Origin of the sequence: Caulobacter sp. HMWF025 (assembly GCF_003060965.1) — a bacterium.
In the GTDB taxonomy this organism is placed as follows: Bacteria; Pseudomonadota; Alphaproteobacteria; order Caulobacterales; family Caulobacteraceae; genus Caulobacter.
Map to the genome: position 1 here is coordinate 34,458 of NZ_QAII01000013.1, position 14,505 is coordinate 48,962.

Genomic DNA, 14,505 nt, shown 5'->3' on the forward strand with positions numbered 1-14,505 from the left:
GCTGATGATGGCAAAGGTGCGTCGACGGGCAGCCTGGGCGGCAGGAGAAGTGCTCATCGCGCCGAACTAGCCCCCCCGGCGCTATTTGTCACCCTCGCCCTTCGGACCGCTGCCCGAACCTTCGGACAGGGCCTTCAGCATGGCCCGGGCCCGGGCGGCATCGGCACCGCCGTGCGGGCTGTTGGCGACGGGCTGCAAAAGCGCGGCGGCCTCATCCTGACGGTCGCGCCGGATCATGGCCCGCGCCGTGTCCAGGGTGATGGCCGAGACCTGCGGGGCCAGGCCCTGCGCCTCCTCCAGCACCGCCATGACGTTCGGGGTCGGATACTTCGGATCCAGAGACCGGCTGCGGGCATAGCCGTAGAGGGTCTGGTAGCGGGTGGGATCGAGCTTGTAGGCCTGACCCAGCAGCTGCCCCGCCTCCTTGTAGAGCGCGGCCTGATGGTCCTCGTTCCGGTCACCGGCCGCCAGCCGGGCCAGGCCGGCCAGTTCCAGACCCTCGGCATCATCCGGGCGGGCCTGGGTGAAGGTCTCGATCAGCACCCGGCCCTTTTCCGGATCACCGAGGGCCAGTTCGGCCCGGGCCAGAACCAGCTCGGCCAGGCGGTCGCCGGGATGGCGCGCCGCCCGCGCCCGGATGTCGGCCAGGAACGCGGCCCGCCACTTGGCCCGCTGGCTGCGGGCCTCGGCCCGGGCTTCGAGCGTGCCTTCGGAGTCTTCGTCTTCGTCGCCTTCGCCATCATTGGCGAGGCCGAGGCGGCGAAGCGAGAAGTCGGCCAGCAAAAGGTCATCCGAGGCCTTGCTGAGCGGTGTGACCTCAATCGGCGGAGCCGGCAGCCCCTTGAGCGTGTGGGTGACGACCTGGATCTTGACCCGCATATAGTCGCGCAGTTTCGCCTGCAGGGCTTCAGCCGACAGACCTGACGCCGCCTCCATGGCCTTGACCGGATCATCGCCGCTGCCGACGGCCTTCATATAGGCGGTCAGCTGCTGGTAGCGGGCCGGATCGCTCATGAAGTAGTGGGTCATCAGCCAGGCCTCGGCATAGAACATCGCCGGGTCGCTGCCCTTAAGCTCGAAGGGGCGCTTGGACAGCACCGCGCGGATGGGCACCCAGGCGATGTCCTCCAGATTGCCGCCCCGACCGGTGTTGCGGCCGATGGTGATAGTGTCACGCTCGACCTCGGCGCTGCCGAAGTACTCGGCATAGCCCTCCACCAGCCAGGCCGGATAGCCGTAGGGGAAGTACTGCAGCATGAAGTGGTGCACGTACTCGTGCTGAACGACGGTGTTGTCGTCGCGCGAGCGGGTGGCCATGGCGAAGATGTCCCCGACGCTGGAGGTATAGAACCCCGCCACGCCGCTGGGCATGCCCGGCCACACCACCTCGAACTGGGCGCGGTCACGGATCAGGAAGATCGACAGCTTGCGCGGCGGCACGCCGTCCAGCGGCATGTTGTGCAGGTGTCGCAGCAGGGTGTCGAAGCGTTCCAGCTTGACGACATAGTCGCGCAGCAGCCGCTCGTCGCCGTCGCTATAGACCGTGAAGCGCGGGCTCTCGGCCTTCATCCAGCGCCCGGCCTGGGCCGGCGACACCAGCACCTTGTCGACCTCGGTGGCCTGGGCCGCCGCGCCCGCCGCCAGACAGGGCCCTGCTCCGCCCGCCAGCACGGCTATCGCGACAGCGCCTGCCAGCCAGTTTCGTTTCCCCATGACCCCCGCCACCACAACCAAGACTTGAAAAAGCTTGGCCGAATTCGCGGCGCGGCTCAAGGCGAGGATCGGCCCATGAGCGTCAGAAGGCTGATGATCGCGACGCGGCACCGGAGGACACGTGCTCAGGCGGCAGAGGTGCCCAATGGGGAACCATCACCCCTTGGCCTTCTGGGCGGCCATGCGCTCGCGGATGGTCTTGAGCAGACCCTCGGCGATGTCGGCCGCCTTGCCGCCATGCGGGTCCGCCGCCACCGGCTCGATCAGACGAAGGGCGTCGGCGAGCCGGCCCCGGCTGATCAGGGCCTGCCCGGCCGTCAGCCGCAACTCCTTCACCTGCGGTGCCAGCTGGGCCGCCAGTTCCAGTACATTGAGGGTGTTGTCACTGGGATAGCCCGGCTCGCCGGCCCGGGTCCGGGCGAAGCCGTAGAGGGTCTGATAGCTGTCGGGCTCGGCCTTGTTGGCGCGGCCGAAATAGCGCGCGGCCTGGGCCAGCAGGGCCGCACGGGCCTGCGGGTCATCCCGGGCCTGGTCGAGACTGCGCTCCCCGGCCAGCCGCAGGGCTTCGGCATCGTCCGGATGGTCCCTGAGCCAGGCCTCCAGCAGGGTGTCTGCCGTCTTGGCGTCGCCGGCGGCCGCTTCGGCCCGCGCCAGGGTCAGGACGGCCAGACGGTCGTTCGGATAGGGTTTGGCATCGGCCCGGATCTGGGCCAGCAAACGCTCGCCCTGCGCCTTGTCGGCAATCCGCTTGGTCTGCTGGTTTTCAAGCAGCAGGTCCGTCGCCGAGGGCGGCAGGGCCGAGACGGTCATCGGAAAGTCCGGCCGGGCCGCCCGGGGCAGGGTCTTGGTCGGGATGGCGCTGCGCAGATAGACCTTCAGTCGCCGATCCAGCTCGTCGGGCCCATAGCCCACAACCCGCGTCCACGCCGCGAGGGCGTCCTCGCCGGACCCGAGGGCCGACAGATAGGCCGAAAGCTGTTTGCGCCGCTCGGGCTCGGAGATCATGTAGTGGGTCAGCAGCCACGACTGGGCGTAGTACTCGCCCACCAGGGTGCTCGACAGCTGGCCGCTGCGCTTGGTGAGCAGGTCGCGGGCCGGGATCCAGCCGCCCTGCAGCAGAGTGCTGACCCGCGCCCCGTTCGGCGAGCCGACGAGGATCTTCCGGTCCTCGATCTCGGCCGTCATGAAGTACTCGGCATAGCCCTCGACCAGCCAGGCCGGATAGGCACCGGGATAGTGCTGCAGCATGAAGTGGTGGACATACTCATGCAGCACGGTGTCTTCGCTGAGCCCGTCGCTCTTGCGGATGGCCACGGCGAAGATGTCGGCCATGCTGGCGGAATAGAAGCCGGCGACCGTCTTGGGGGCATCCGGATAGACCCTGCGAAGCTGGTCGCTGGTGCGCACCAGATAGACATCGAGCTTGCGATCGGCTTCTTCGGCCCCGGCCGCCCGGCCGTGATAGAGGCGTAGCAGGCCGTCAAAGTCTTCCAGCATGGTCACATAGGCGCGCAGACCGCTTTCACCACCGTCGCTGTAGACCACGAAATGGCGGCTCTCGGCCTTGAGCCACTCCGCCCGGGCCGGTGCGGGCGCACCCATCCCTGCCATCAGGGCCAGCGCCATGACCGCCAGTCCCGCACCCCACCGTCGTCCCGCCACAGTCCGCCTCACAACCCGAAATTGCACGCCGGGCCCAGTGGTGCAGATTAGACCGCGACGATCAAGCCCGGCGACGCCCCCTGTTCAAGGCTCACGGAAAGAGTCATCCTCATCTTATCCGGTACGCGGTGCCCTTGAGAGCGCCCGGCCTGAGGAGGAAACAGACCATGGCCCTTTGGGACGAGCCGCATGGCTCGCAGCCGCCGCGCGCCGAGGCCAGTGCCCTGTGCATGACTGTCACGATCGGTGGCCTGATTGCCGCGGCCGTGGCGCTGAAATGGCTGCTGACCGTTCTCTTCTAGAGGCGGAAGGTCAGGCGGCCAGGCGGTGCCACACCATTCGGTCGGCCTCGACATTGGTCAGCAGGCCGACCTTCTGAGTCTGCATCAGCGCGGCCATTACATCCACGCCGATCTGGGCGTAGCGCACCGCAACCTGCTCGACCCGGCAGCCCCGCGCCGGCGCGATGATCAGGGCGGAATTGACCTCCGGGGCCTTGGAGACGATCAGGGCCGCGATCCGCATCGCGCGCTCGGGATCCTTGCGGTGCAGTAGCGGCTCTTCGGCGAAGAGCTCCTTGGCCAGCTCGCCGACATAGGTCAGCGAGAGCTTGGCAAACCGGTCACTGCTGACCGGCGGCGTCAGCTGAGTCACTTCAAGACTCAAGACCACATCGTTCATCAGGAAGAGCATGGGTTCAGGACTGGGGCTTAAGAGGTTTCCGATACCCCTCCCCTATGAACCCGGACGGCTTTCAGTCCGGTTTAGGTTTGCGGTTAACGCCCCGCACGCGGCCCGTTTTCCACAGCTTCCCGACTGAGAACAGCTAGACCTCGACCGCCTCGGTCAGGAAGTGACGCCCGTCGCGGTCTTCAATCTCGACCACCCAGATATCCGGATCGATGCGCGCCGCCCGCTCGGCATAGGCATCGAGATCCGGCTCGAAGTCCGACCTGGTCGGCTGCATCCAGAACCGCTCGCCATCGCCGCGCGTAGCCTCAGCATAGAGCCGGGCCCTGTTCTCGCGCCGGTCGACGGCCTTGACCAGAACCGCCCCGGCCCGGGGATCGCCCTTGCGCACCACGGTGGCGAAGGCCCCGCCCAGTTCCGCGCGGCGAATGAGCGCCCCGACCCAGATGTCTGTCGAAAGAAGCATGCTAACCGAACCGCAACCCTGGGCCGCTAGGCTGCCCTGAAGTCTCGCACCCTACGAGATATCCTGTCCAACGGCCCCTTCTTTTCGAGCGGCCGATCCTGCCCCGGGAGTTACCGCGCCATGGCCGCCCCAGACGAGGCTTCTGCCCCGCGATCCCGGGCGTTTGCGGTCCGGCCGGCCCGCGCCCTGCTCCTGGCGGCCGCCCTGCTGATCCCGGGCCAGGGGCTGGCGGCCAATGCCGCCGATCAACTGTACGAACGGACCCTGATGACGGCCGCCGATGCGCGCTGCCGGCTGTTTGCAACGCCGGTCGGCTCGGCCCTAGACGCCGCGCGGGCCCAGGCACGCGGCGCGACCCTGCGCTCAGGGGCCTCTCAGGGCCAGGTCGAGGCCCTTGAGCAAAGGGCTCGGGCCAAGGCCGCTGCCACGGCGTGCAACTCGGCAGACCTGACCACCGCCGCCACGCGGGTTCGCAAGGCCTTCGAGGCTTATAGCGGCCTGCAGCGCATGACCTATCCGGGCGACATCGCCACCTGGCAGGCCGAACGGACCAGCTCGACGACCATCCCGCTCTGGCGCCTGTCACAGCCGGCCAGCTTCGGCAGCGACCGCCTGATCTTCGGCCTCGCCGGTCGGGGGGGAGCGGTCCTCAGCGTCGCCACCTTTGAAAACGGCGTGCGCCCCTACGGTGCCAGACTGGTGCTGCGCGATACGGTCCGGACCCAGGGCCCCTATATCGATCCGCGCGGCGGCCGGAACCTCGCCGCCCGGGTTGCCCCGCGCTCGGCCAGCCTCGTCTTTACCGCCGAAGCCCGCGAGGAGTCGCCGCTGACCCTCCTGCCGAACGGGGCCAAGTCCGGCCTTGCCTTCCGTTTCCCGGCTGCCGCCGCCGAGGCGATCAGCCTGCTGGATCCGCGTGAGGCGGTGACGATCGAGTTCACCTTCTCGGGTCGCGACGGCGAGGTGGTGCGCAAGGCCTATGTCGAGGTCGGCGATTTCGCGGCCGGACGGGCCTTCCTGCGGTAGGACCGAAAAGCCGCCTCAGCGCGGCGCGAAGGCGATCACATTGTCGCCCAGGCTGGTCGGCGGCGGTGGCGGCGGAGCCGGCGGGTCTTTCGCCACAGGCTCGGGCTCGACCACCGGGACCGGGCCCCGCGCCGGGGTCAGCAGAACCGGCAGACGCACCGAGACACTGGTACCCGCCCCCAGCCGGCTCTCGATATGCATTTCGCCGCCGTGCAGCTTCGCAAACGCCCGGACCAGCGACAGGCCCAGCCCCGTGCCACGCGCGCGCTGGTCGACACCGCCGGCCTGCTCGTAGGGACGGCCCAGCCGCTCGAGATCCTCGGGGCTGATACCGACGCCCGTATCGGCGACGACGATTTCCAGCACGCCGTCATAGCCGTCGGCCGTCACCGTCACCTGACCGCCGCGCGGGGTGAATTTCAGGGCGTTGGAGATCAGGTTCAGGACAATCTGCTTGAGGGCGCGCCGGTCGGCATCCACCTCGAGATCACCCGGCGGCAGAACCCCGCGCAACTGCACGCCCGCACCATCGGCCTGGACGCGCAGCAGGCGCATCGCCGCCTGGACGGCCTCGCGGGCATCGAACACACCGCGCGACAGTTCGAAGCGCTCGGCCTCGATCTTCGACATGTCGAGCACGTCGTTGATCAGGTCCAGCAGGTGGCCGCCGCTCTCGTGGATCAGTTCGGCATATTCGCCGTAGCGGTCGGTCAGGGGGCCGAACATCCGCGTGCGCATGATGTCGGAGAAGCCCATGATCGCATTCAGCGGCGTGCGCAACTCATGGCTCATATTGGCCAGGAAACGGGCCCGGCCGGCGGCCAGCGCCTCGGCATCGGAGCGCGCGCGGTCCAGAGCCGCTTCACGGTTGCGCTCGATGGTCACGTCCCGCAGAAGCCCGACCAGCAGCCGGGGTGTCGTGCGTTGCAGGTCCAGGGCCAGCAGCCGCTCCACACCCAGCACCGGTGCGAAGACCAGGCTGGCCTGGCCGTCGCGGAAGGCCTGGGCCACGGCGCTGGACAGGCGTTGCCGGTCCCCCGGCGCAGCCACCGCCACAAGTCCGTCGCGGCTCAGGGCCTCGAGCATGATCCCCGCCGGCGGGGTGCCCCGGACGCTCTCGACCCGGCCACTGGGGTTCAGGCTGATCGCCAGATGCGGCAGGCCGTCCAGAAGACCGTCCAGAACCTGCAGGCCGGCCGCGGCGCGGCTGTCACGGTCTCCGGCCCGGCGATGACCGATCAGCAGGCCCGACGCCAGGCCGAGGCCGGTCGAGGTCAGGGCCAGAAAGCCGAGAATGAAGGCCAGGGTCCCGGTCGGAGCGGCCGGGCCGAGGCCCGACAGCTGGGTCAGGGCCGCGACACAGCCCCCGATCAGCGCCAGAGCCGCGCCCTCGGCCAGTCGACGGGCCGGAGAAACCGTGGCCGCCGCCGCGACAGGGGCCAGGCACCAGGCGCTCATGGCTCCGGAAACCCCGCCGGTCAGAACCATGGCCAGAGTGCCGCCGACAGCCCAGGTGACCAGCAGCAGGGACTGGACCCGCTCATTGTCCCGCAGGGTTCCGTCCGAAAGATAGAGCGACAGCAGGGCCGGCAGCCCCCCGGCCGCCAGGGCCGCCCAGATCGACCAGTCCACCCGTATGGGCAGCAGGGCTACGGCGCCGGCCGCCAGACACACGGAGACCAGCCATCCCAGGCGCCACAGACGCGCGGCCTCGTCGTCCCGCGCGGATCGCGCAGGCGAACGTGAATTCCGGGCGTGCGGCAGAACGTCCAAGATCTGACGGCTTCCTCGTGCAACGGCAGGCCAAAGCGACAACATCAAAGCTTAGTGCGCCGGGCCGGTTCCCTCCAGACCACTCAATCGTCGAGCGATCTTTCCCGTGAATGGGCTGTGGATGGAAACGGAATCGTAAGCGGCTGCAACGACAGTGAACGTCGTAAATGCGGACAGAACGTCCGGGAGCTTACACGATGACTGAACCGGCGTCTCTCGGCGCGGCGTTTCCTCCGGGCAGTTCGGCGGCGCGACGCGCACAGGCTCATGAACGCCGGCGGGCCGCGATGGACAACCGCAAGCGGTCGTTCCTGCGCATGGTCAGTCACGAGCTTCGCACGCCGCTCAATGCCGTGATCGGCTTTTCCGAAATCCTCAGCCAGGAACTCTATGGCCCGCTCGGCGCGCCGCAGTATCGCGAGTATGCGGCCATCGTGCATGACAGCGGTCTGAAGCTGCTGAAACTGGTCAACCAGATCGTCGAACTGGCCCGCCTGGAAGGTCAGGTGACGGACCTCAACCTCTGCCCGGAACCGCTCGACGAGGCGATCGCCGAGGCCCTCGAGCCCCTCAAGCCGGAGATGGCCGCGCGCGGCATCACTGCCCGGATTGCCGATCTGGGGGTGCTGCCCTGTGTCATGGCCGATCGCCGGGGCCTGCGGACCATGCTCGCAAACCTGTTGCAGAACGCGGTGACCCACTCACCGGACGGGGCCCAGGTGTTCATCGCGGCCCAGCCCACCGCCGGGGGCGCGGTCGAGGTCCTGATCGTCGACCAGGGCCCGGGCGTGGCCCAGACCGAACTGGCCCGGCTGCTGCGCCCGTTCGAACAGGGCGGCGATGTCCTGAACCGGTCCGGCCACGGCGTCGGACTGGGCCTGCCGATCGTCGACCTGCTGGCGCGCGCCATGAACGGAGCCCTGCGGCTCAGCTCGCGGCCCGGCGCAGGCCTGGCGGCCCACCTGTCCCTGCCCCGCGCCTGAACGCTTGCCACGCGGCGGAGCGCCGCCTAAAGGGCGCGCCATGACCCGCCCCATCGACGCCGCCCTCAATGAACTGGCCGACGAGTTCGAACTGCTCGGAGACTGGGAAGAGCGCTATCGCTATGTGATCGAGCTGGGCCGGACCCTGGCCCCGCTGGCCGAGGCCGAGCGCTCGGAGGCCAACAAGGTCCGCGGCTGCGCCAGCCAGGTTTGGCTGGTCACCGAGCCCCAGACCGATGGCTCGATCGTCTTCCGCGGCGACAGCGACGCCCATATCGTCAGCGGGCTCATCGCCATCGTGCTGCGGCTCTATTCAGGCCGGCCGGCGGCCGATATCGCGACCTTCGACGCCAAGGCGGCGCTGGACCGGCTGGGCCTGTCAGAAGCTCTGTCCTCGCAACGCTCGAACGGGCTGAAGGCGATGGTCAACCGCATCCAGACGGACGCGGTCGCCGCCCTCAACTGACCGGAAAGCCCCTAGAAGAAGCCCGCGCGATTGCCGATGAACAGGATCGCGATGACCACCAGGACCAGCTGGACCATCCAGTTGACCGGTGACGGGATCGGCGACCTCTGAACGATGTAGAGGGCAAGTCCGAGAAGGACGAGGGCGATAAGGATGACGATCAGGATGCTCATGGCGGGGTAACCGTCAGCACAGGCTTTTGGTTCCGGCGCTCTTGAGCGGTGCAGATGAAGGGCCTATGGCCTCGCCCGTGACGACGAAACCCCAGAGCTTCCGCGTGGCCGCCCTCTACCGGTTCACGCGCTTCGATGATCCGGCCGCCCTGCAGGGTCCGCTGGCAGCCCTGTGCTGCGCCCAGGGGGTCAAGGGCACCCTGCTGCTGGCTCGCGAGGGGATCAACGGCACCATCGCCGGGACCGATGTGGCGATCGAGACCGTCCTGGCCCATATCCGCAGCCTGCCCGGCTGCGCCGACCTGACCCCCAAGACCGCCTGGGCCGAAACCCTGCCCTTCCACCGCATGAAGGTGCGGCTGAAGAAGGAGATCGTCACCCTGGGCCTGCTGGACCTCGACCCGGTCGCCGACGTCGGCACCTATGTGGCGCCGACAGACTGGAACGCCCTGATCGCCGACCCCGACGTCGTGGTGATCGACACCCGCAACGACTACGAGGTCGCCATCGGGGCCTTCGAACGCGCCGTCGATCCGAAAACCGAAAGCTTCTCGGCCTTTCCCGACTGGTTCCGCAGCTATCGCGCCGACCTCGAGCAGCAGCGCGGCCCCGACGCGCCGCCGCTGAAGGTGGCCATGTACTGCACCGGCGGCATCCGCTGCGAGAAGTCGACGGCCTTCCTGAAGTCGGAAGGCATCGAACAGGTCTTCCATCTCAAGGGCGGCATCCTCGACTATCTGGAAGCCGTACCCGAACCCGAAAGCCTGTGGCGCGGGGAGTGTTTCGTGTTCGACGAACGCGTCGCCGTCGGCCATGGCCTGAGCCCGGGCACCCATAGCCTCTGCCGGGGCTGCCGACGACCGGTGAGCCTGCAGGATCGCACCTCACCGCTCTTTGTCGAGGGCGTCACCTGCCCGGCCTGCCACGACCAGCGCGACGCGGCCAGCAAGGCCCGCTATGCCGAACGCCACCGCCAGGTCGCCCGGGCCCGCGAACTGGGCATCGAGCATGTCGGCGCGGCGCTCACGCCAACCCACGATCTGCGGGACGATCCGACGACCGACTGACCCCTGGCCGGACAATTCCACGGTCCCGCTTCGAACCCCTGCCGGTGCCCCGCGTTAGCCCTGTTCGCGCAACAGGGAGGCTTTCATGCCCCACTCCAACGAAGACCACATCAAGCTCGTCAACGGCCTGGTCGAGACCACCATCGACAGTGCCGACGGCTATGCACAGGCCTCCGAGCACGCCGACGGCCAGCGCTTCCAGGACCTCTTCCAGCGCCGGGCCCAGGAGCGCCGGACGATTGTCTCGGACCTGCAGAACGAAGTCCGCCGCCTCGGCGGCGAACCCAAGGATGACGGCACCGTGCTGGCGGCCGCCCAGCGGGTCTTCAACAACCTCAAGGACAGCCTGATCAAGGGGGACGAGGCCGTGATCAACGAAGTCGAGGCCGGCGAGGATCACATCAAGGCCCGCTACGAGAAGGCCCTGGGCGACAGCGATGTCGAGATGCACACCCACGCGGTGATCGAAAAGGCCTGGATCTCGGTCAAGGCCGGCCACGACCAGATGCGCGACATCAAGCACGCCCTGAAGCACTAGCTTCAGGCCCCGGCTTGCAGCATGGGGCGGGATCGAAAGGTCCCGCCCTTTTCGCGTCAGGCCATGCGGTAGTGAACCGCCAGCCGCTGCAGAGCCAGTTTCAGGATGGTCTTGCCGGCCCGGCGCGGCAATCCCAGGGCCCGCTCGGCCGCCTCAAGGGCCGAGCCCGCCAGACAGACATGTTCGAGGATCTCCCGCAGGCCCGGCCCGGCCGCATCGAGGGCGGCGGCGATGCGGTCCTTGGCGGCCCGCGCCCGCTCGGCCGGCTCAAGCCTGCGCCCGCTGCCGCCGTCGACCCGCACGGCGCTGTCCCAGTCCATCGTCAACCGGCCGACCGAGCCCGCCCGCTGGAACTCTTCGCGCAGCCGCTCGCCGGCTGCGGCCTCGACCGGGCTCAGCCAGGGCCGGCCCTGCGGATCGCGCCGCCGCGCCAGCCAGGCCAGCGGCGACTCGCCCAGATTGGCCCGGAAGGTCGTGGGGCCGAGGCCCGGCTCCTCGATCACCCGCTCGCCCTCGATCAGGCCGGGGCAGCCGGGCGGCGGGGCCGGCGGCAGCGACGATGCCTCCGCCGCCCTCGCCCCGAACGCCATGACCCAGCCCCCCTGGGCCCGGGGCGAGAGATCCACCAGCCGCACCAGGGCCCGGAATCCAGCCTCGTCGATCAGCAGCATCGGCCGTCGGCGACGGTTGGGACCCAGCCGGACCGCATAGCCCAGCGGCTCGGCCTCGATCACCGCGCCCGGCCGGGCCAGCAGGCGAGCGGCCCGCCTCGCCAGGTGCCCGGCTGCGAGTTCCGCGTCGGCACTCACAGCAGGGGCTCCTCGGACTTGCGCGGAGCCTGGCGCAGGCAGTCTTCCAGCGCGCCCAGCCGGGCATCGAAGTCCGGGTTCTCGCGCAGGTCCTCAACCCGGTGGCAGGCATGGGCACAGGTGGTGCGATCGCGCCCGAAGGCGAAGGCCACCCGGGCCAGCGGCCAGTGGAAGGTGATGTGGGTCAGGTAGATCGCGATCTGCCGGGCCCGCGCCGCCGCCGACGACACCCGCTTGTGGGCGGCGATGTCACTTGGCGAGACATCGGTGGCCAGGGCCACCAGATGGGTGACGAACGCGACAGTCAGCCGATCGCGACGGGGATCGGGCGAGATCGCCCACAGGTCCTCAAGAGCTTGAACCAACATGGCATCCTCTCATCGAGCCGCAAGCGACGGCCTTGACTCGACATTAGGTTGATTTCCACAACCGAGGATAATTTTCCTATCGTCACGCACAAGTAGGAAAATAAGCCGTTGAAAAACCTACGACCGAAACTGACTTATCCCCGTTCGAGAACGGGCATTGAGGCCAGGGGCACGATGGCACCCCGGCAGGAGACGACGGCGGCGGCCAGGGCATGGGCCCGGGCGACGGCGGTCTCGACCGGCATCCCCGCCAGCCGGGCCGACAGATAGGCGGCGTTGAAACTGTCGCCGGCCCCGGTGGTGTCCAGGGCCTTCACCCGCGCCGGCGGCGGCGTGACCGTCGGCCCTTCAGGCCGATAGACGGTGACCGCATGGCTCTCGTCGCGCGCCACCACCTCGGCCCCGAGCGCGGCCCATTCGGCGGCCAGCTCTGCGGCCTCGCGCCCGTAGAGCGGCCGGGAGTCCTCGCTGCTGAGCGAGACATAGCGGCAGGCCGGCACGATGCCGTCCAGCGCGGCCCGCGCCGCCTCGGGTCCGGCCCACAGGGCTGGGCGATAGTTGAAGTCGAGCGCCACGGCCACGCCCAGCGAATGGACATATGCCAGGATGTCCTTCAGCCGCGCCCGGCCGATATCGCCGATCACCGCCAGGGTGACGCCGGACAGGTAGACGAGGTCACTGGCCTTGGCCGCCTCGATCAGCTGGTCGGCAGTGTGTTCGGAAAACAGGTCACGGATCGGGGCGCGTTCGCGCCAGTAGTGGAAGCGGCGCTCGCCGCTGTCGTCCAGCACGATGGCATAGAGGCCCGGCAGGCGGTTCTGGGCCTCGCGCACCAGGCGGGTATCCAGCCCCTCGCGGCGCATGGCCGCCAGCACGCCCTCGCTGAACGGATCGCCCTGCCCCAGCGCCGTGCAATAGGCCACCGCATCGCCCAGCCGGGCCAAATAGACGGCGGTATTGAAGGTGTCGCCGGCGAAGCCCATCCGGTAGCGCGGGGCCCCGTCCTCGGCCGCCCCGTCCGGCGACAGCTCGACCATGCACTCGCCCAGCACCGTGATCTTCGCCATGACACCGGTTTCCTCGTTGGTTTGCTTCGTCATACGGGATTTTTTCGCCGAGGGTTAGAGGGTTGCCTCCTGGTCGCCGCCGAAGCCTTCCGCCAGGGCGACGAGTTCCTGGACCACCGCCTCCGCCTCGACGCCGAGCCGCTCGAACTCGCCCTCAACCACCGCATCGCAGAGTCGCTCGAAGGTGAAGAGCACGGCAATCTGGGCCGCTGGCGAGCGGGCGGCAAAGGCCGGGACCCTCTGGCGGACGGCCTCGAGCTGACGGCTGCGCGACGCGGCGCGGGCGGCGGCCACCTCCGGATCGCTGACCGTGAGGCTTCGCAAGGCACGCCGGAACTGGCGGGTCGCGGCATGGTGCGCCAGGGTCGTTCTGACCAGCGCTTCGGCCGACCCGGCCCCGGTGATCACGCCCAGCTCATTGTCCGTCCAGCGCTCATAGACCGCGATGAAGATCGCCAGCTTGTCCTTGAAGTGGCGGTAGAAGGTCTGGGGGGCGAAGCCGGCCCGGCGGGCAATCGCATTGGTGTTGGTCCCGTCAAAACCAGCCGTATCGATCTCCTCCGCCGCCGCCAGGATCAGGGCCTCTCGGGTCGGGTTCGGGGCTTGCGTCATCACCGGCATTCCAGAAGCAGCTTGACCATCAGGTGATATGCGTATCACTTGGTGATATGGATATCACAGCCCCCACACTCCGATATCAGTCCGGCGTTGTCGAGCCCTTCTGCCTCGTGATAGCCAGCGGCACCCCGATCGCCGTCAGCCGGCAGGGCAGCGGCCTGCCGGTGCTGTGCCTGCACGCCATCGGCCACGGCGGCAGGGACTTCGAAGCCTTAGCAGCCCGCCTGTCGGGCCGGGGGTTTGACTTGGTCTGTATCGACTGGCCCGGCCAGGGCCGCAGCCCGGACGACGCCACCGGCGCCCCGGCCACGGCCGCCCGCTACGCCGAAATTCTGGTCGCCCTGCTGGAGGTCCTGTTCGAGCCGGGCCAACCGCCGGTCCTGCTCGGCAACTCCATCGGCGGCGCGGCGGCCATCCTGGCCGCAGACCGCCGGCCCGAGCGGGTCCGTGCCCTTGTGCTCTGCAATCCGGGCGGGCTGGCCGCCGTTGACGGCCTTGTCCAAAGCATTTGCCGCGCCTTCTCCGGAACCTTCGCCGCCGGCGCGCGAGGCGCAGCATGGTACCCGGCCCTGTTCAGCCTCTACTACCGGCTCGTCCTGCCGCGCCGTCCGGCTCGGGCCCAGCGCCACCGGATCATCGCCTCGGCCCGCGAGACGGCCGGAGTGCTCGCGCAGGCCTGGGCCAGCTTCGCCGAGCCGGACGCCGACATCCGGGAGGTGCTCTACCGACTGAAGGGCCCGATCTTCTTTGCCTGGGCCCGGGACGACCAGATCGTCAGCTGGCAGAGAAGCGCCGCCGCCGTCCTGCGCTCCGGGGCCCGGTTTGAGCACTTCCGGGGCGGCCACAGCCCCTTCCTGGAAGATCCCGATCGCTTCGCCGAGCGCTTCATCAGCTTTGTCGAAGAAGTCGTCCTGAAGCCCTGAAGGCGGCCTGCCGGGTGACGGCACCAGGACGTTGAATTTGCGGGAGAAGCGGGGTGGTTATCCCCGTCGGAGAACGGGATTGGCGGGCTCTGGAGTGTGCTGGGAACGGACGCCCTGACCAAGTCCCTCTCTCTTTGAGAGAGGGGGGGGGCCGTCCCGGCGA

At 68.8% G+C, this 14,505-nt stretch carries 17 protein-coding genes; 7 read left to right on the forward strand and 10 right to left on the reverse strand.

The genetic code is table 11. The features are described from left to right. Positions 1–81: 81 nt before the first annotated feature. Positions 82–1,713, reverse strand: coding sequence for a tetratricopeptide repeat protein (locus DBR10_RS01860; protein ID WP_146187813.1), 1,632 nt, complete (start codon positions 1,711–1,713; stop codon positions 82–84). Between the two features lie 156 nt (positions 1,714–1,869). Next, positions 1,870–3,339: a DUF1570 domain-containing protein gene (locus DBR10_RS01865; protein ID WP_108556101.1), complete on the reverse strand. Its 1,470-nt coding sequence runs from the start codon at positions 3,337–3,339 to the stop codon at positions 1,870–1,872. Between the two features lie 203 nt (positions 3,340–3,542). Between DBR10_RS01865 and DBR10_RS20370 the strand changes: the two genes are divergently transcribed. After that, entirely contained in the window at positions 3,543–3,677 is a 135-nt protein-coding gene (locus DBR10_RS20370) for a hypothetical protein (RefSeq protein ID WP_255579973.1), read from the forward strand. A gap of 10 nt (positions 3,678–3,687) precedes the next feature. Here the strand turns inward: DBR10_RS20370 and DBR10_RS01870 are convergent, their stop codons facing one another. Further along, positions 3,688–4,068 carry a hypothetical protein gene (locus DBR10_RS01870; RefSeq protein WP_108506098.1) on the reverse strand — a complete coding sequence of 127 codons (381 nt, stop codon included), beginning with the start codon at positions 4,066–4,068 and terminating at the stop codon, positions 3,688–3,690. Between the two features lie 133 nt (positions 4,069–4,201). Beyond that, positions 4,202–4,531 (reverse strand): DUF1491 family protein, encoded by a 330-nt coding sequence (locus DBR10_RS01875; protein WP_108506099.1) that lies wholly within the window; start codon positions 4,529–4,531, stop codon positions 4,202–4,204. 120 nt (positions 4,532–4,651) lie between these two features. On the opposite strand from DBR10_RS01875, the gene DBR10_RS01880 reads away from it, so the two are divergent. After that, positions 4,652–5,557 (forward strand): hypothetical protein, encoded by a 906-nt coding sequence (locus DBR10_RS01880; RefSeq protein WP_233243186.1) that lies wholly within the window; start codon positions 4,652–4,654, stop codon positions 5,555–5,557. A 15-nt stretch (positions 5,558–5,572) separates the two neighbouring features. Here DBR10_RS01880 and DBR10_RS01885 read toward each other — a convergent pair whose 3' ends face one another. Continuing rightward, positions 5,573–7,330, reverse strand: coding sequence for a sensor histidine kinase (locus DBR10_RS01885; protein ID WP_369831755.1), 1,758 nt, complete (start codon positions 7,328–7,330; stop codon positions 5,573–5,575). Between the two features lie 287 nt (positions 7,331–7,617). Between DBR10_RS01885 and DBR10_RS01890 the strand changes: the two genes are divergently transcribed. Both DBR10_RS01890 and DBR10_RS01895 read left to right on the forward strand, forming a co-directional pair. Continuing rightward, positions 7,618–8,313, forward strand: a complete 696-nt coding sequence (locus DBR10_RS01890) for a sensor histidine kinase (RefSeq protein ID WP_335582541.1) — start codon at positions 7,618–7,620, stop codon at positions 8,311–8,313. A gap of 40 nt (positions 8,314–8,353) precedes the next feature. Then, on the forward strand, positions 8,354–8,779 hold the full coding sequence (locus DBR10_RS01895; RefSeq protein WP_108556102.1) for a SufE family protein: 426 nt from the start codon (positions 8,354–8,356) through the stop codon (positions 8,777–8,779). A gap of 11 nt (positions 8,780–8,790) precedes the next feature. Here the strand turns inward: DBR10_RS01895 and DBR10_RS19230 are convergent, their stop codons facing one another. Continuing rightward, entirely contained in the window at positions 8,791–8,952 is a 162-nt protein-coding gene (locus DBR10_RS19230) for a hypothetical protein (RefSeq protein ID WP_199225305.1), read from the reverse strand. A 65-nt stretch (positions 8,953–9,017) separates the two neighbouring features. Between DBR10_RS19230 and trhO the strand changes: the two genes are divergently transcribed. After that, on the forward strand, positions 9,018–10,019 hold the full coding sequence (gene trhO, locus DBR10_RS01900) for an oxygen-dependent tRNA uridine(34) hydroxylase TrhO (protein WP_108503988.1): 1,002 nt from the start codon (positions 9,018–9,020) through the stop codon (positions 10,017–10,019). Positions 10,020–10,104: 85 nt separating this feature from the next. Then, a complete protein-coding gene (locus tag DBR10_RS01905; RefSeq protein ID WP_108503989.1) occupies positions 10,105–10,557 on the forward strand; it encodes a PA2169 family four-helix-bundle protein in 453 nt (150 codons plus the stop codon). Between the two features lie 56 nt (positions 10,558–10,613). Here DBR10_RS01905 and DBR10_RS01910 read toward each other — a convergent pair whose 3' ends face one another. The 4 genes from DBR10_RS01910 to DBR10_RS01925 form a co-directional block, all read right to left on the reverse strand. Next, positions 10,614–11,366, reverse strand: coding sequence for a DUF6456 domain-containing protein (locus DBR10_RS01910; protein WP_108503990.1), 753 nt, complete (start codon positions 11,364–11,366; stop codon positions 10,614–10,616). Then, positions 11,363–11,734: a helix-turn-helix domain-containing protein gene (locus tag DBR10_RS01915; RefSeq protein ID WP_108503991.1), complete on the reverse strand. Its 372-nt coding sequence runs from the start codon at positions 11,732–11,734 to the stop codon at positions 11,363–11,365. The genes DBR10_RS01910 and DBR10_RS01915 overlap by 4 nt, the downstream gene beginning before the upstream one ends. Positions 11,735–11,868: 134 nt before the next feature. Continuing rightward, the gene (locus DBR10_RS01920; protein ID WP_108503996.1) at positions 11,869–12,801 is read right to left on the reverse strand and encodes a sugar kinase; all 933 of its coding nucleotides are present in this window, start codon (positions 12,799–12,801) and stop codon (positions 11,869–11,871) included. Positions 12,802–12,855: 54 nt separating this feature from the next. Beyond that, entirely contained in the window at positions 12,856–13,413 is a 558-nt protein-coding gene (locus tag DBR10_RS01925; protein ID WP_158272186.1) for a TetR/AcrR family transcriptional regulator, read from the reverse strand. Between the two features lie 116 nt (positions 13,414–13,529). Between DBR10_RS01925 and DBR10_RS01930 the strand changes: the two genes are divergently transcribed. Then, positions 13,530–14,342 carry an alpha/beta fold hydrolase gene (locus DBR10_RS01930; protein WP_158272187.1) on the forward strand — a complete coding sequence of 271 codons (813 nt, stop codon included), beginning with the start codon at positions 13,530–13,532 and terminating at the stop codon, positions 14,340–14,342. Positions 14,343–14,505: the final 163 nt, after the last annotated feature.

What these genes read in the sequence shown, in the direction of transcription:
- DBR10_RS01860 (WP_146187813.1), bottom strand. Translation starts at nt 1,713, where the DNA reads ATGGGGAAACGAAACTGGCTGGCAGGCGCTGTCGCGATAGCCGTGCTG.
- DBR10_RS01865 (WP_108556101.1), bottom strand. Translation starts at nt 3,339, where the DNA reads ATGGCGCTGGCCCTGATGGCAGGGATGGGTGCGCCCGCACCGGCCCGG.
- DBR10_RS20370 (WP_255579973.1), top strand. Translation starts at nt 3,543, where the DNA reads ATGGCCCTTTGGGACGAGCCGCATGGCTCGCAGCCGCCGCGCGCCGAG.
- DBR10_RS01870 (WP_108506098.1), bottom strand. Translation starts at nt 4,068, where the DNA reads ATGCTCTTCCTGATGAACGATGTGGTCTTGAGTCTTGAAGTGACTCAG.
- DBR10_RS01875 (WP_108506099.1), bottom strand. Translation starts at nt 4,531, where the DNA reads ATGCTTCTTTCGACAGACATCTGGGTCGGGGCGCTCATTCGCCGCGCG.
- DBR10_RS01880 (WP_233243186.1), top strand. Translation starts at nt 4,652, where the DNA reads ATGGCCGCCCCAGACGAGGCTTCTGCCCCGCGATCCCGGGCGTTTGCG.
- DBR10_RS01890 (WP_335582541.1), top strand. Translation starts at nt 7,618, where the DNA reads ATGGACAACCGCAAGCGGTCGTTCCTGCGCATGGTCAGTCACGAGCTT.
- DBR10_RS01895 (WP_108556102.1), top strand. Translation starts at nt 8,354, where the DNA reads ATGACCCGCCCCATCGACGCCGCCCTCAATGAACTGGCCGACGAGTTC.
- DBR10_RS19230 (WP_199225305.1), bottom strand. Translation starts at nt 8,952, where the DNA reads ATGAGCATCCTGATCGTCATCCTTATCGCCCTCGTCCTTCTCGGACTT.
- trhO (WP_108503988.1), top strand. Translation starts at nt 9,018, where the DNA reads ATGGCCTCGCCCGTGACGACGAAACCCCAGAGCTTCCGCGTGGCCGCC.
- DBR10_RS01905 (WP_108503989.1), top strand. Translation starts at nt 10,105, where the DNA reads ATGCCCCACTCCAACGAAGACCACATCAAGCTCGTCAACGGCCTGGTC.
- DBR10_RS01915 (WP_108503991.1), bottom strand. Translation starts at nt 11,734, where the DNA reads ATGTTGGTTCAAGCTCTTGAGGACCTGTGGGCGATCTCGCCCGATCCC.
- DBR10_RS01920 (WP_108503996.1), bottom strand. Translation starts at nt 12,801, where the DNA reads ATGGCGAAGATCACGGTGCTGGGCGAGTGCATGGTCGAGCTGTCGCCG.
- DBR10_RS01925 (WP_158272186.1), bottom strand. Translation starts at nt 13,413, where the DNA reads ATGACGCAAGCCCCGAACCCGACCCGAGAGGCCCTGATCCTGGCGGCG.